General features: G+C 68.6%; 14 protein-coding genes. 4 read left to right on the top strand and 10 right to left on the bottom strand.

Annotated features, from left to right (window positions below):
• Positions 1-90 precede the first annotated feature (90 nt).
• Positions 91-1665 (bottom strand): ATP-dependent DNA ligase, encoded by a 1575-nt coding sequence (locus tag NRB56_RS28380; RefSeq protein WP_153347424.1) that lies wholly within the window; start codon positions 1663-1665, stop codon positions 91-93.
• 142 nt (positions 1666-1807) lie between these two features.
• On the opposite strand from NRB56_RS28380, the gene ramB reads away from it, so the two are divergent.
• Positions 1808-3217 carry an acetate metabolism transcriptional regulator RamB gene (gene ramB / locus NRB56_RS28375; protein ID WP_153347423.1) on the top strand — a complete coding sequence of 470 codons (1410 nt, stop codon included), beginning with the start codon at positions 1808-1810 and terminating at the stop codon, positions 3215-3217.
• 39 nt (positions 3218-3256) lie between these two features.
• Here the strand turns inward: ramB and NRB56_RS28370 are convergent, their stop codons facing one another.
• From NRB56_RS28370 to urtA, 6 genes are all read right to left on the bottom strand, one after another.
• A complete protein-coding gene (locus NRB56_RS28370) occupies positions 3257-3949 on the bottom strand; it encodes a GntR family transcriptional regulator (protein WP_153347422.1) in 693 nt (230 codons plus the stop codon).
• A gap of 13 nt (positions 3950-3962) precedes the next feature.
• Positions 3963-4670: an urea ABC transporter ATP-binding subunit UrtE gene (urtE, locus tag NRB56_RS28365; protein WP_153347421.1), complete on the bottom strand. Its 708-nt coding sequence runs from the start codon at positions 4668-4670 to the stop codon at positions 3963-3965.
• The gene (gene urtD / locus NRB56_RS28360) at positions 4654-5442 is read right to left on the bottom strand and encodes an urea ABC transporter ATP-binding protein UrtD (protein WP_153347595.1); all 789 of its coding nucleotides are present in this window, start codon (positions 5440-5442) and stop codon (positions 4654-4656) included. The genes urtE and urtD overlap by 17 nt, the downstream gene beginning before the upstream one ends.
• A gap of 317 nt (positions 5443-5759) precedes the next feature.
• Positions 5760-6902 carry an urea ABC transporter permease subunit UrtC gene (gene urtC, locus NRB56_RS28355; protein WP_153347594.1) on the bottom strand — a complete coding sequence of 381 codons (1143 nt, stop codon included), beginning with the start codon at positions 6900-6902 and terminating at the stop codon, positions 5760-5762.
• A gap of 11 nt (positions 6903-6913) precedes the next feature.
• Positions 6914-7798, bottom strand: coding sequence for an urea ABC transporter permease subunit UrtB (urtB, locus tag NRB56_RS28350; RefSeq protein ID WP_153347420.1), 885 nt, complete (start codon positions 7796-7798; stop codon positions 6914-6916).
• A gap of 87 nt (positions 7799-7885) precedes the next feature.
• Positions 7886-9163 (bottom strand): urea ABC transporter substrate-binding protein, encoded by a 1278-nt coding sequence (urtA, locus tag NRB56_RS28345; RefSeq protein WP_153347419.1) that lies wholly within the window; start codon positions 9161-9163, stop codon positions 7886-7888.
• Between the two features lie 344 nt (positions 9164-9507).
• On the opposite strand from urtA, the gene NRB56_RS28340 reads away from it, so the two are divergent.
• Positions 9508-10047, top strand: coding sequence for a carboxymuconolactone decarboxylase family protein (locus NRB56_RS28340; RefSeq protein ID WP_153347418.1), 540 nt, complete (start codon positions 9508-9510; stop codon positions 10045-10047).
• Here the strand turns inward: NRB56_RS28340 and NRB56_RS28335 are convergent.
• Positions 10041-10445 carry a nuclear transport factor 2 family protein gene (locus tag NRB56_RS28335; RefSeq protein ID WP_153347417.1) on the bottom strand — a complete coding sequence of 135 codons (405 nt, stop codon included), beginning with the start codon at positions 10443-10445 and terminating at the stop codon, positions 10041-10043. The genes NRB56_RS28340 and NRB56_RS28335 overlap by 7 nt on opposite strands.
• Positions 10446-10553: 108 nt before the next feature.
• Between NRB56_RS28335 and NRB56_RS28330 the strand changes: the two genes are divergently transcribed.
• A complete protein-coding gene (locus NRB56_RS28330) occupies positions 10554-11114 on the top strand; it encodes a TetR/AcrR family transcriptional regulator (protein WP_319943657.1) in 561 nt (186 codons plus the stop codon).
• Positions 11115-11239: 125 nt separating this feature from the next.
• Here NRB56_RS28330 and NRB56_RS28325 read toward each other — a convergent pair whose 3' ends face one another.
• Positions 11240-11770, bottom strand: a complete 531-nt coding sequence (locus NRB56_RS28325) for a MarR family winged helix-turn-helix transcriptional regulator (protein WP_153347415.1) — start codon at positions 11768-11770, stop codon at positions 11240-11242.
• 151 nt (positions 11771-11921) lie between these two features.
• Between NRB56_RS28325 and NRB56_RS28320 the strand changes: the two genes are divergently transcribed.
• Positions 11922-12854 carry an NADP-dependent oxidoreductase gene (locus NRB56_RS28320; RefSeq protein WP_153347414.1) on the top strand — a complete coding sequence of 311 codons (933 nt, stop codon included), beginning with the start codon at positions 11922-11924 and terminating at the stop codon, positions 12852-12854.
• Positions 12855-13068: 214 nt separating this feature from the next.
• Here NRB56_RS28320 and NRB56_RS28315 read toward each other — a convergent pair whose 3' ends face one another.
• A complete protein-coding gene (locus NRB56_RS28315; RefSeq protein WP_153347413.1) occupies positions 13069-13923 on the bottom strand; it encodes an SDR family oxidoreductase in 855 nt (284 codons plus the stop codon).
• Between the last annotated feature and the right edge of the window lie 19 nt (positions 13924-13942).

Here is a 13942-nt window from a genome sequence, read left to right as displayed (position 1 = left end):
GATCCGTGTCGGTTGCCCGACGCATTTCATCCTGCGCGCGGAACCTGAACAAGTCCGTGGACAGACCTGTGAACTGTCTGGCAGTCGCGCTCACTGTGCGCCGGGCTGCGGCGGGACGGCCGCGAGCCCCTCGGGCAGCAGGGCCCGGACCGCGTCGATGGTGTCCGCGTCGGCCGGCTCCCGGTCGGGCCGGTACCGCACGACCCGGGCGAAACGCAGCGCGACGCCGCCGGGATAGCGCGGGCTGACCTGCACGCCGTCGAGCGCGATCTCGACGACCAGCTCCGGCCACAGGTACACCGTGTGCTGATCCCGGGACCGCTCGTGCAGCGGGAATTCCGTGGTCTGCCACTGCAACAGCGCGTCGGTGAGACCCTTGAACGTCTTGCCGACCATGATCGGCTCGCCACCGGCCGGATCACGCGCGCCCAGATGCAGATTCGACAGATAGCCGGTGCGGCGGCCGTAACCCCATTCAGCGCCGAGCACCACCAGATCCAGGGTGTGGGTGGGTTTGATCTTCTGCCAGGTGCGGCCGCGCCGGCCCGCTGCGTAGGGCGCGGCCAGCGATTTGATCATGATGCCCTCGTGGCCCGCGGCCAGCGCGCCGTCGAAATATTCGGCGGCGGACTCGGCATCGGGATCGACCAGCGCCGGAATCGCGTGCCGCCGCGCCACTCGCAGCAGCGCGGCGCGCCGCTCCCGCAGCGGGGCGTCGAGGAAGTCGATGCCGTCCAGATGCAGGCAGTCGAAGAAGTACGGGTGCAGCAGCAGATCCCGGGCGGAGGTGATCTCCGGTGCGGCGCCGGGCTCCACGGTGGCGAACCGGCTCATCGTCTCCTGGAACGGGCGGGGCCGGCCGGAATCGGTGAGCGCCAGCGTCTCGCCGTCGAGTACCACGCTCTCGCACGGCAATTCGGCCACCAGCCGGACCAGTTCGGGCACCCCGGCGGTGATGTCGCGCAGCGTGCGGGTGAACACCCAGACCTGGGAACCCTTGCGATGCACCTGGATTCGGGCGCCGTCGAGTTTGTGCTCGACGCTGACATCACCGTCGAACTCGGCGAACGCGTCGTCGAGGGTGGCGCCCGGGGCCGCCAGCATGGGCTGGATCGGCCGCCCCACCTCGAGCCGGAACTCGGCCAGCGCCGCCGCGCCGCCGGTGAGCGCGGCCACCGCCGTGACCGGCAGCCGGCCGGACAGCATGGCGGCCCGGCGCACGGCTTCGACCGGCACCCCGGCGGCGACCGCGACCGCCTCCGTGACGATTGCCGCCAGCGCGCCCTGGCGCAGCTCGCCGGTCAGCAACCTGATCAGGAAATCGCGCTCGGCCGCCGTGGCCGCGGACAGCAACGTAGCCAGCAGCTCGCGGCGGCGGGCCGCCGATCGGTCGCCGTTGATCGACGCGAGTTCGGTGAGGGCGCTGTCGACCGCGGCGACGGTGAGCGTCGGCGTGCCGGCCGGCGTGACCTCGACCGCCGCCAGCGTGCGCCACCCGGCGCCGACCCGGCCCTGCGGCAGCTCCCCGGACACCCATGCCACGACCTGGGCGACCGCCTCCGGCCCGGCCCGGCCGACGAGAGCGGCCAGCGTCGCGATCTTGGCCTTCCGCGACCGGGTCGCGCGGACGTCCGCCGAGGCCGTCACCACCTCCGAGAGCAGCATGTGTCGACCGTAACGGCAGGGACCGACAGGTACCGCGGAACCGGCGTCGGCGCGGCCGTCGGATCGATGATGTGACATGTCGCGCACCCTTTTGTTAATTGATTCGTTGGCAAGCGTGCGAAACAATCCATAAACTGGACGAATGGCCAAAACTTATGTCGGCGCGCGATTACGTCAGCTGCGCACCGAACGAGGGCTGAGTCAGGTCCTGCTCGCCAAACAACTGGAGATCTCGGCGAGCTATCTGAACCAGATCGAGCACGATGTCCGGCCGCTCACCGTGCCGGTCCTGCTGCGCATCAGCGAGGTCTTCGGCGTCGATCCCACCTTCTTCTCCTCGCAGGACGACACCCGGCTGGTGGCGGAGCTGCAGGAGGTGGTGATGGATCAGGAGCTCGGTATCGAGGCCGACGCCCAGGAGGTCGCCGACATGGTCTCCGCGCATCCGGGCCTGGCCCGGGCCATGGTCAACATGCATCGGCGCTACCGCAACACGACCGCCCAGCTGGCCGCGGCCACCGAGGACCGCTTCGCCGACGGCAGCGGCACCGGCTCCATCTCCCGCCCGCACGAGGAGGTCCGCGACTTCTTCTACCAGCGGCAGAACTACATCCACGAATTGGACACGGCCGCCGAGGAACTCGCCGTCCGGATGCGCTTCCACGGCGGTGACGTCGTTCGCGAGATCGCGCGCCGGCTCGATTCCGCGCACGGGGTGCAGATCGTCGAGCGCATCGACCTCGGCGAGGGCGTGCTGCACCGCTTCGACCCCGAACAGCGGCGGCTGGAGATCGCCCCGCACCTCTCCGGGGGTCAGCGGGTGTTCAAACTCGCCGCCGAACTGGCCTATCTCGAACAGGGCGACCTGATCGAGAGATTGGTCGACGAGGCCAATTTCGCCTCCGAGGACACCCGGCGGCTGGCCCGGCTGGGTCTCGCCAATTATTTCGCCGCCGCGATCGTGCTGCCGTACAGCCAATTCCACGAAGTGGCGGAGGATTTCCGGTACGACATCGAACGATTGTCGTCCTTCTTCATGCAGAGTTACGAAACCATCTGCCATCGATTGTCCACGTTGCAGCGACCGAAACTGCGCGGCGTCCCGTTCTCCTTCGTCCGGGTCGACCGCGCCGGCAACATGTCGAAACGCCAGTCCGCCACCGGATTCCACTTCTCCTCCGCGGGCGGCACCTGCCCGTTGTGGAACGTCTACGAGACGTTCGCCTATCCGGGCCGGATCATGACCCAGATCGCCCAGATGCCCGACGGCCGCAACTATCTGTGGATCGCCCGGACCGTGGAACGCCGCGCCACCCGCTACGGCGAACCCAGCAAGACCTTCGCCATCGGCCTGGGATGCGAACTGCGACATGCCAATCGGGTGGTGTACGCCGACGGCCTGGATCTGGTCGAGCCGAAGGCCACCCCGATCGGCGCGGGCTGCCGGGTCTGCGAGCGCGCCAACTGCCCGCAACGCGCGTTCCCGCCACTGGGCAAATCGCTCGATATCAGCGAACACCGCAGCTCGATCTCGCCGTACGTGCTGCGCTGAATTTCCCGGCCGGAGCGATCCCGCGCACCCGGCCCCGGATCAATCCCGCACAGCCTGGCCCAGGCGGGTGAGTGCGAGCGCCTGCCGAGCTCTGGCGAGCACGTGATCACGGGAGCTGGTGATGTGCGCGAGCAACCCCACCAGCGCGGTGTCGAGATCCCCGGCGAGCAGGTGCTCCGCGATCCGGATGTGCTCGGTGGTCATCGCCGCTATCCGGTCGGCGGCGGGCACGTCCAGCGCGCGCACCGGCCGGACCCGGGCCTGCACCGTGGCGAGTGCCTCCACCAGCGAGGCGTTGCCCGCGGCGGCCAGCAGCGTGGCGTGGAACTGCTCGTCCGCGACGACCAGATCCGGGCCCGGGTCCGGGGTTCGCTCGGACCGGGCGCGCCACAGGTCCAGCTCGCGGCGCACCGCGAGCTGATCGTGCGTCGCGTTCCCGGCGATGACCCGCTGAATTCCCCTGCCCTCCAGAATCATCCGCAGTTCGAACAGATCCGCCAGTTGATCCAGCCGGGGCCGGTAGGGGTACAACCCGTCGGCGTGCCGCTCCAGCAGGCCGTCGGCGAGCAAGCGGGCCAGCGCCTCCCGCACCGGCGTGCGGGAGACCCCGTAGATGTCGGCGAGGCGTTCCTCGGCGAGCCGCTCCGACGGCGACATCGCCCCCGCGGACAGGTCTCGGAGCAACGAGCGGTAAACCTTCTCGCTCAACGAGTTTCGACCTTTGCGCGGCATCCGCGAATCCGGATCAGATCGCCATGGCCGCACGGACCTCGGTGGCGGCGTCGGAACCACCTGCCCCCGACGAGGTGATCCGCCCCGACCGCAGCACGTAGTAGCCTTGCGCCGCCTGCAGCGCGAACCCGATGTGCTGCTCCACCAGCAGCACGCTCAGGCCGCCCTTGCCGCCCGTGGTCCGCTGCGTGAGATCGATGATGGTGCGCTCGATCTCGGCCACCACCGACGGCTGGATGCCCTCGGTCGGCTCGTCCAGGATCAGCAGCCGCGGCTCGGTGATCAGCGCCCGCGCGATGGCCAGCTGTTGCCGCTGGCCGCCGGACAGTAGGCCCGCCTTCCGGGTCAGCAGTTCGCGCAACGCCGGGAACAGATCCAGCGCGTCATCGATCAGCGCCTTGCCGTTGCGGCGCCCGTCGGCGACCACCTGCAGATTCTCCGCGGTGGTGAGCTGCTGGAACGACTGCTGCCCCTGTGGCACATAGGCGATGCCGCGGCGCACCCGCCGCGACGGCGACAGCTTCGAGATCACCTCGTCGTCGAACCGGATCTGCCCGGACCGGACCGGAAGCAGTCCCACCACCGCGCGCAGCAGGGTGGTCTTGCCGGCGCCGTTGTGCCCCATGATCGCGGCCACCCCGTCGTCCGGAACGGTCAGCGACACACCGTGGATCACCTCGGTGCGACCGTATCCGGCATGGATGTCAACGAGTTCCAACATCGGCGACCTCCTCGGTCTCGGCGTAGATATCCCCGGCGGCGGCGGTGCCGAGGTAGACCTCCTGCACCTTGCGGTCGGCCTGGACGTGTTCCACGCTGCCCTCGCTGAGCACCCGGCCGCCGGCCAGCACCGTCACCGAATTCGCGAACGCCCGCATGAAATCCATGTCGTGCTCGACCACGATCACCACCCGGTCGGTACCGATGCGGCGCAACAGATTTCCGGTCTCCTCGCGCTCCTCGGCGCTCATGCCGGCCACCGGCTCGTCCAGCAGCAGCACCGAGGCGTTCTGCACCAGCAACATGCCGATCTCCAGCCACTGCTTCTGCCCGTGCGCGAGCACCCCGGCGGGCTTGTCCCGCAAGGCTTCCAGACCGGTGGTCTCCAGCGCCGCCTCGATACTCGGCAGCACCGATCGGCGCCGCCGCAGCAACGTGAGCGCGGAACGCCCCGCACCCGCGGCGATATCGAGATTCTGCAACACCGTCAACTGCTCGAACACGCTCGCGGTCTGGAACGTGCGACCGACCCCGAGCCGCGCGATCTGGTGCACCTTGCGGCCCAGCAGTTCCGAACCGGACTTCTGCGCCGACCCGCTCGCCGGGACCAGCCCGGTGATCGCGTCGATCAGCGTGGTCTTACCGGCCCCGTTGGGCCCGATCAGGAACCGCAGATCACCTTGCAGGACAGTCAGATCCACGTCGGTGACGGCCTTGAAGCCGTCGAAACTCACCGACAGACCGCGGATCTCCAGATACTCGCTGTCCCCCATCCGAACCGACGCCGGGGTCGGCCTGCCCGCTTCGGCCACCACCACCGGCTCGGCCACAGCGGCCGAATCGGTGTCCGCCGGCGCGGTCGCGTCCTCGGCCGGTTCCGGCACGGCCGGTTCCTCAGCCTCGGCCGCAGCAGGCTCGGCGCTGTCGATCACCGCGGCAGTCGGCTCCGCCGCGCGCTCGGCCACGACCGTTTCCGGCGCGGCAGCCTCGACAGTGTCGAGCTCCGCCGGAATCGGCTCCGCCGCAGCAGTACCGGCCGCGTCGTCGGCGCGGACGCCGTCGGACGCGGCGGGAACGGACTCGTCGCTCATCACGCCTCCACCTTCGCGGGATCAGTGGACTCGATCGGGGGCGTCGCCGTCGCTACCGGCAGCGGGACCGGAACGGCTTCGGCGAGGCCGGGCCGCACTCGCTCCAGCAGCCCGCGCAGCAGCGGCCCGAAGCCGGCCAGCCCGGCCGGGATGAAGCCGACCACCAGCACGAACAGCGCACCCTGAAGGTAGGTCCAGCCCGAGGGGAAGTGCTCCGAGAAACTGGTCTGTGCCCACGCCACACCGATCGCGCCCAGGACCGGGCCGAGCAGGGTGGTGCGGCCGCCGATGGCCACACCGATGAGGAACACGATCGAGGGCACCACCCCGATGTCCGCCGGGGAGATGATGCCGACGATCGGCGTGAACAACGCCCCCGCGATACCGGCGAAGAAGGCCGCCGCCACATAGGCGACGATCTTGATGTTGGCCGGGTCGTAGCCGAGGAACCGCACTCGCTCCTCCTGATCGCGCACCGCGACCAGCAGTTCCCCGTAGCGGCTGTGCATCAACTGCCGGGCGATGGCCACCACGATCAGCAGCGCCGCCGCGGCGATGAAGAACAACATCCGCCGGTTCACCGGATCGCTGAGCCGGAAACCGAAGAAGGCCCGGAAATCGCTGAGCCCGGTGAACCCGCCGATGGACTGCTGCCCGGTGAGCAGGATCGCCAGCGCCGCGACCAGCGCCTGCGACAGGATCGAGAAGTACGCGCCCTTGACCCGCCGCTTGAAGACACCGAAGCCGAGCAACGCCGCGACCAGTCCCGGCAGGATCAGGATCGCGAGGATCGCCACCGGCCCCGAGGCCATCGGCCGCCAGTACGCGGGCAGCGTGTCGATTCCGGAGATCTGCATGAACTCCGGGACGTCCTGGTGCAGCCGCGCCGCGTCCGCCAGTTGGAGATGCATCGCCATCAGGTACGCGCCGATACCGAAGAACACACCCTGGCCGAGCGTGAGCATTCCGCCTCGGCCCCAAGCCAATCCGATCCCGACCGCGACGATCGCGAAGCACAGGAACTTCGCCAGCAGATTCAGCCGGAAGTCGCTGAGGGCCGCCGGCGCCAGCACGAACAGCACGACCGCGGCGAGCGCGAACCCACCCACCGTGCGCAGCAACGGATTCCGCAACACACTCATGCCGCGTCCGCTCATGCCAGGCTCCTCGTCCGGACGGTGAACAGACCCTGTGGCCGGGCCTGCAGGAAGATGACGATCAGCACGAACACGATCACCTTCGCCACCGAGGCGGTGGTCGAGTACTCGATGAACGAATTCAGCAGTCCCAGACCGAAGGCCGCGAGCACCGTGCCCTTGATCTGCCCGAGCCCGCCGATGACCACGACGAGGAAGGCGTCGACGATGTAGCTCTGCCCGATGGTGGGGCTGGTCGAGCCGATCAGGGTCAGCGCCACGCCGGCCAGCGCGGCCAGCCCGGAGCCGATGAAGAACGTGCTCACATCGGTCAATCGGCTGGAGACACCGCTGGTTTCGGCGAGGCTGCGGTTCTGCACCACCGCCCGGATCCGCCGCCCCAACGGGGTGGTCTTCAGCACGGCGGCGAGGACCACCACCACGACGATCGCCAGCACCAGGATGAAGATCCGGGTCTTCGGCACCACGCTCCCGGCGATGCTCAGACCGCCGGTGAGCCAATGCGGCACCACCACGTTCTTCGCCGGGGCGCCGAAGATGTCGCGCACCACCTGTTGCAGGATCAGCCCGACGCCGAAGGTCACCAGCAGGGTGTCCATCGGCCGGTCGTACATCCAGCGGATCAACGTCATTTCCAGTACGGCGCCGAGTATCCCGCCGACCAGGAAGCCCACCGGCAGGGCCACGATCAGCGCGACACCGGCCGCGTGGATGACTTGTTCGACGACATAGGTGGTGTAGCAGCCGGCCATGATGAATTCGCCGTGCGCCATGTTGATGACGCCCATCTGTCCGAACGTCAGCGACAGACCCAGCGCGGCCAGCAACAGAACGGAGCCCAGACTCAGCCCGGTGAAGAGCTGTCCGATCGCCACTTCCATTGGGGTTACCTCGATTTCACTTCGTTCCGGTATGGGGCCGCCGGACCTGCCGGCGACCCCACACCGCCCCTCATCGACGGCTGTCGGTTACTTCAGGCCCTTGGCCCAGTCGTAGGACGTCAGGTACGGGTCCGGGATGATCGGCTTGCCGGAATCCCACACCGTGTAGATCAGGCCGTCCGGGTGGATCTCGCCGATCCGGGCGGTCTTGGTGATGTGGTGGTTGCTGCCGTTGACGGTCACCGTGCCCTCGGGGGCGTCGAAAGTGACTCCGTCGGCGGCCTTCTGGACATCGGCGACGGCGAACGACTTCGCCTTCTCGACCATGTTCTTCCACAGGTACACCGAGGTGTACGCGGCTTCCATCGGATCGGAGGTGGGCTTGCCCGCCCCGACCGCGGCCTGGTACGCCGCGACGAACGCCTTGTTCTGCGGGGTGTCGAGGGTCTCGTAGTAGTTCCAGGCGGTCAGCTGCCCGGCCAGGAACTGCGGGCCGATACCCGCGGCCTCCTCCTCGGCGATGGACACCGAAACCACCGGCATATCAGCGGCTTTCAGGCCGGCGTTGCCGTACTCGCGGAAGAAGGCGACGTTGGAGTCACCGTTGAGGGTGTTGAACACCGCTCCCGCCTTGGCATTCCGCACCTTGTTGACGATGGTGGAGAAGTCGGTCGAGCCCAGCGGCGCGTAGTCCTCGCCCTTGATCTCGATGCCGTTGGCCTGCGCGTACGCCTTGATCTCGCGGTTGGCGGTCTGCGGGAACACGTAGTCGCTGCCGACCAGGTAGAGGGACTTGATGCCCTTCTGCTTCAGGTAGTCCAGCGCCGGCACGATCTGCTGGTTGGTGGTGGCGCCGGTGTAGAAGATGTTCTTGCTGTCCTCCAGGCCCTCGTACTGCACCGGGTAGAACAGCAGCGAGTTCAGCGCCTCGAACTTCGGCTTCATCGCCTTGCGGCTGGCCGAGGTCCAGCCACCGAAAACGGCTGCGACACAGTCGGAGCTGACCAGCTTCTCGGCCTTCTCCGCGAACGTCTTCGGGTCCGACGCGCCGTCCTCGGCGACGATCTGGATCTTCTTGCCCAGCACCCCGCCCGCGGCGTTGATCTGATCCACCGCCAGCTTGGTGGAATTGGCCACCGTCACTTCGGAGATGGACATGGTGCCGGTGAGCGAGTGCAGTGAACCGATCTTGATGGTGTCCTTCGAGGTGTCCACGCAGGACTTGGCGGCCTCGCCGGAACCGGCATCGTCCTTGCTACCGCAACCGGCCACCAGCACGGCCGACAGTGCGAGTGCCGTCGGCACCGCCAGCAGACGGGCGGCACGGCGAACGTGACCGCGACGAGCGGCACGAGATACTGACATGGGCGGACCCTCTTCTCACTTCATCAGGTGCTCGGCGGCGCGCGTGCGCCGCCCGGACACGCTCGCCGCCCTCCGGCCGTTATCGGTATACCGGCCCGTTGTATACAGCGTTTGTATCCGTGCGACGAAGATTAGGTGGATTGTGTTGCGCGAGAATAACCCTGGATAACGCGCCGATGTCCGCCCGTGACGGTTGCATTGCCGATGTTTCCGGGAGATGAACGGTCCAATGGTATGCCGGAAAGGTATCGCCGGGCCGGTCACGAGGTTTGCAGGGCGAACGCTCCCTGCGACGAACCCGTCGAATCACCGACCGGAGGGGTCCGCTTTGTTACGGTGGGCCCATGGAGTCGACAGGGCCGCGGATCGCGCCGGGCCGGCTACGCGAACTGGGCCCGGTCAACTGGCTTGCCTGGCAGGCGCTCTCGCGGGCCGCCGGTACCCCCGACGCACATCTGTTCAGTACCCTCGGCCGCACCGGCGGCCTGTTCCGGGGCTGGCTGCACTACTCGGGCAAGTTGATGCCCGGCGGCCGTTTGCGCCGCTACGACAGCGAATTGGTGATCCTGCGGGTCGCCCACCTGCGGCACTGCGAGTACGAGACCGACCACCACATCCGCCTCGGCAAACGAGCCGGCGTCACCCAGGAGATCCTGGACCGCCTCCGCGAGGGCCCCGCGGCCGCGGGCTGGTCCGACCGGGAGCGCGCCCTGCTCACCGCCGTCGACCAACTGGTCGAGACCCGCGACCTGACCGACGCCACCTGGCAGACCCTGGCCGCCCACTACGACGAACGCCGCCTGATCGAAATCGTGCTGCTGGTCAACCAATACGAGGGCCTGGCGAGCACCATCACCGCCCTGCGCATCCAGACCGATCACTGAGCCCGGTTGGGCGGCACCGCCTTCCGATAGCCGATGCGCCAGCCCTGCGGTTCGCGCCGGAGCACGTCCTCGTAGGTGCCGGTGCCGGTCGAGCCGTCGGCCCCCACGGCCAACGCCTTCGAGCGCGCCCGCACCTCGTCACCGTCACGCCCGACCACCACGATATTGGTGACATGGTGCCCGATCGGATGCTCCTCGGCCTTCGCGGTGCGCACCACTTCCCGCATCGCCGCCAGCCCCCGGATCGTGCCGTATCCGAATCCACCCACGTCCATCACCACATCGTCGGTGAACACCTCACCGAGCCGATCCACGTCGCGATCGTCGACCACATGCCCGTGCAGCGCGATCACCTCGTGAATCGCGATCCGATCCGCCGCCGAAATATCAGAGTCCATGATCGAAGCCCTTCACTACAAGTGGGGAGTTCCCCGGTTATGTCCCCGCTAGGCTAACCGGGGAACTCCCCACTAAGCAAGATGTTGTCACCACCACGAAGGAGAGGCGTGCCCGACCGACCGAAACGCGCCGACGCGCGCCGCAACTACGACCTGGTACTGACCGCCGCCAAGGAGGTGTTCGGCGAGCTCGGCGTCTCCGCCCCCCTCGACGAGATCGCCCGCCGCGCCGGCGTCGGCAACGCCACGATGTACCGCCACTTCCCCACCCGCCGCGAACTGGTCATCGCCGTCTACGCCGACGAGGTCACCGCCCTCGCCGAACTGGGCCGAACCCTGGAGACCGAAACCTCGCCCGCCACAGCCCTGTTCACCTGGCTGCGCGCCTTCGTCACCCACGTCGCCACGAAACGCGAACTACCGCTGGCCATTCCCGACGACACGGACGGCCATCGCAGCACGCTGTACCGGGAGTGGCACGACACCATGCGCGCAGCCGCCGCCGAATTGCTCACCCGCGCACAGCGATCCGGTGAGATCCGACCGGACCTCGCCCTCGCCGACCTGCTCGCCTGCGCCACCGGAATCGGCCACGCCGCAGCGGACGACCACCAGGCCGACCGCCTGCTCACCATCCTCCGCCGGGGCATCACCGCCCCGGGATCCTGACCGCGATCGGCAGGCGCACCCGAGCGCATTCACCGACGGCACACACCGCGACCCCCACCGGTTTCGGCCCAGCCGGTTCGCGTCGACGACCGCGCCGCCCGGCCGACCACGCCGGGCAACCGGACTCAACCCTCCGTACCGGAGGCGCGGCGGCGTTTACGCGGCGCGGCGGAGCGGGCCGGTCGGGTGCGCATGTGGTCACGCACCCGCGTCATGATGTCGCCGAGGTGACGCAGATCCGCGCCGCTGAGCGGATCAATGAGCAGGCTGCGGACGAGTTCGACATGGCCGGGCAGGACGCGCGCGATGAGTGCCCGGCCCTCGCCGGTGAGCGTGACAGCGGTCGCGCGGTCGTCGTCCGGGTCGGGGCGGCGGGTGATCAGACCGGCCTTCTCCAGCAGCCCGGCCTGGTAGGTCAGGCCACTGCGGCTGTAGACCACACCGTCCGCCAGCTGAGTCATGGTCAGCGAACCGGCCGCGTCCGCCAACCGGGCCAGAAGCTGGAACTGCACGTAACTGATGCCACCCTCGGCGCGCAACTGCTGCTCGAGCTGATATTGGAGCAGGTTGACCGACTCCAGCAGCACGAAATAGGTGTTCAACTGCGCGGGTTCGAGCGGCTGAACCCCCTCGGCGGCCGGCTGCGTCTCGGACATCTCCCCAGCCTATGTCGGTGCGAATTCAAAGCATCACGACCGGACCACCGTGACGGTCGTCACATGCACATCCGGGATTACTTCGGATTCGAAGCAAGTTACCGTCAATATGCTTCGATTTCGAAGCAGTAGCGACAACCGAGGAGTGACCATGAAGGCAGTACGTTTCCACGCGTACGGCGACACCGACGTCCTGGTGTACGAGGAGGCCAAGCGTCCGGTAGCGGGCACGGGCCAGGTGGTGGTGCGGGTAACCGCGACCGCGTTCAACCCCGTGGACGCCGCGATCCGCGCGGGCTACCTGCGCGACGCGTTCCCGCTGACATTCCCGCACACCCCGGGCATCGATGTGGCCGGGGTGATCACCGAGGTCGGTGCGGGGGTCGACGGATGGCAACCCGGCGACGAGGTGGTGGCCTTCCTGCCGATGAACGAGCCCGGATCCGCCGCCGAGTACGTCCTCGCGCCGGCCGCGACGCTGGCCGCCGCACCGAAGAGCGTGGACCTGGCGGACGCCGCCGCCCTGCCGTCCGGGAGCCTGACGGCCCGGCAGTCCTTGTTCGAACACGCGGAGCTGAAGTCCGGACAGACCATCCTGATCAACGGTGCGGGTGGTTCGGTCGGCGGCTACGCCGTCCAGTTGGCCCACCGTGCCGGCGCCCTGGTGACCGCTACCGCCGGCCCGCGCAGCGCCGACCGAGTGCGCGCCTACGGCGCCGACCGCATCATCGACCACACCACCACCCCACTGCCCCAGGCTCTGGCCGGCAAACGCTTCGACGCCGTCCTCAATCTGGTTTCCACCACCCCGGAGGAGACCGCGGCCCTGGTGGACCTGGTCGCCGACGGCGGAGTGTTCGTCAGCGCCACCACCCCGTACACCGCGGATCCCGGCCGCAATGTGCGCACGGTACAGGTCTTCGTCCGCAGCGACGCCGACCGACTCACCGAACTGGTGCGACAGGTCGACACCGGCGACCTGAAAATTCATGTCGCCCAACGCCGCCCGCTGTCCGACCTGGCGGCCGTCCACGCGGAAGCGGCCGCCGGACGACTCCCCGGCAAGACGGTGCTGATCCCCTGACCCGTCACCCCGACCGCTCCGGCCACCGCCGGGACCCCCGACAGTCCGATACGGGTCCCGGCGGTCGCCGCGCACGGAGCCCGCGGCACGAGCCCGGTATATGCCGACCCGGCACCCAGCCTCACCGGCACCGGCGGAAGTACGGCACAACGCAATATCCCCGATCGAAGCCCTTGCCGCACAGCCGGTCCGGACCGGACACGGAGTTGGGCCCTCAGCCCGCCAGCGCGTCCCGGAACACGTCGGCGACCGGTGCCGAGGGCCGCCCGATCAGCTTGTGCAGATCGCCGGTCGCGTCATCGAGCCAGCCGTTCCGCAGCCCGGCGTCGGAGTCGGCCAGGATCTGCGCGAAACCTGCGGGCACACCGTTCTTTTCGAGCGCCTCGGCGTACTCCTCGGTGGAAAGATCCTGATAGCGAACGGTTTTGCCGGACACCTCCGAGATGACGGCCGCCAGCTCGGTGAGCGTGAGGTGCTCGTCACCGCCGAGTTCGTAGACGGCCCCGGCATGCCCGTCCTCCGACAGCACCACGGCGGCGGCCTCGGCGAAGTCGGCGCGGGTCGCCGCCGCCACCCGGCCGTCACCCGCGGCGCCGTAGAGCACGCCGCCCTGCAGCGCCGGTTCCAGCCCGCGCAGGTAGTTCTCCCAGTACCAGCCGTTGCGCAGGAACACATGCGGCACGCTCGACGCGGCGAGCGCCTCCTCGGTGGCGCGATGCTCGGCGGCCAGCAGCATCGGGTTCTCCGCGGCCCGCAGGATCCCGGTATACGCCACCAGTTCCACGCCGGCCCGCTCTGCGGCCCGGATCACATTGGTGTGCTGCGGAATTCGCTTACCAGGCTCACTCCCGGACACCAGCAGCAGCCGCCGCACCCCGGCCAGTGCCCGATCCAGCGATTCGACATCGTCGTAGTCCCCCTGCCGGACCTCGACCCCACGCTCGGCCAGATCGGCCACCTTGCCCGGATCGCGCACGATCGCGACGATCGGCCCGGCCCCCCGGCGCAGCAGCGACTCCACGACGAGACGGCCCAGTTGTCCACTGGCCCCGGTGACGGCAACGGTCATGACTTACCTCCAGCTCTAC

Source organism: Nocardia aurantia, assembly GCF_009604425.1.
GTDB classification, from domain to species: Bacteria; Actinomycetota; Actinomycetes; order Mycobacteriales; family Mycobacteriaceae; genus Nocardia; species Nocardia aurantia.
Note: the sequence above shows the minus strand (reverse complement) of the source record. Positions and strands in the feature narration are given on the sequence as shown.

Excerpts from the sequence above, each read along its gene's own strand:
- urtD (WP_153347595.1), bottom strand. The coding sequence starts at position 5,442 with ATGGGGGACAGCGAGTATCTGGAGATCCGCGGTCTGTCGGTGAGTTTC.
- urtE (WP_153347421.1), bottom strand. The coding sequence starts at position 4,670 with ATGTTGGAACTCGTTGACATCCATGCCGGATACGGTCGCACCGAGGTG.
- NRB56_RS28315 (WP_153347413.1), bottom strand. The coding sequence starts at position 13,923 with ATGACCGTTGCCGTCACCGGGGCCAGTGGACAACTGGGCCGTCTCGTC.
- urtB (WP_153347420.1), bottom strand. The coding sequence starts at position 7,798 with ATGGAAGTGGCGATCGGACAGCTCTTCACCGGGCTGAGTCTGGGCTCC.
- urtC (WP_153347594.1), bottom strand. The coding sequence starts at position 6,902 with ATGAGTGTGTTGCGGAATCCGTTGCTGCGCACGGTGGGTGGGTTCGCG.
- NRB56_RS28340 (WP_153347418.1), top strand. The coding sequence starts at position 9,508 with ATGGAGTCGACAGGGCCGCGGATCGCGCCGGGCCGGCTACGCGAACTG.
- NRB56_RS28325 (WP_153347415.1), bottom strand. The coding sequence starts at position 11,770 with ATGTCCGAGACGCAGCCGGCCGCCGAGGGGGTTCAGCCGCTCGAACCC.
- ramB (WP_153347423.1), top strand. The coding sequence starts at position 1,808 with ATGGCCAAAACTTATGTCGGCGCGCGATTACGTCAGCTGCGCACCGAA.
- urtA (WP_153347419.1), bottom strand. The coding sequence starts at position 9,163 with ATGTCAGTATCTCGTGCCGCTCGTCGCGGTCACGTTCGCCGTGCCGCC.
- NRB56_RS28320 (WP_153347414.1), top strand. The coding sequence starts at position 11,922 with ATGAAGGCAGTACGTTTCCACGCGTACGGCGACACCGACGTCCTGGTG.
- NRB56_RS28370 (WP_153347422.1), bottom strand. The coding sequence starts at position 3,949 with ATGCCGCGCAAAGGTCGAAACTCGTTGAGCGAGAAGGTTTACCGCTCG.
- NRB56_RS28335 (WP_153347417.1), bottom strand. The coding sequence starts at position 10,445 with ATGGACTCTGATATTTCGGCGGCGGATCGGATCGCGATTCACGAGGTG.
- NRB56_RS28380 (WP_153347424.1), bottom strand. The coding sequence starts at position 1,665 with ATGCTGCTCTCGGAGGTGGTGACGGCCTCGGCGGACGTCCGCGCGACC.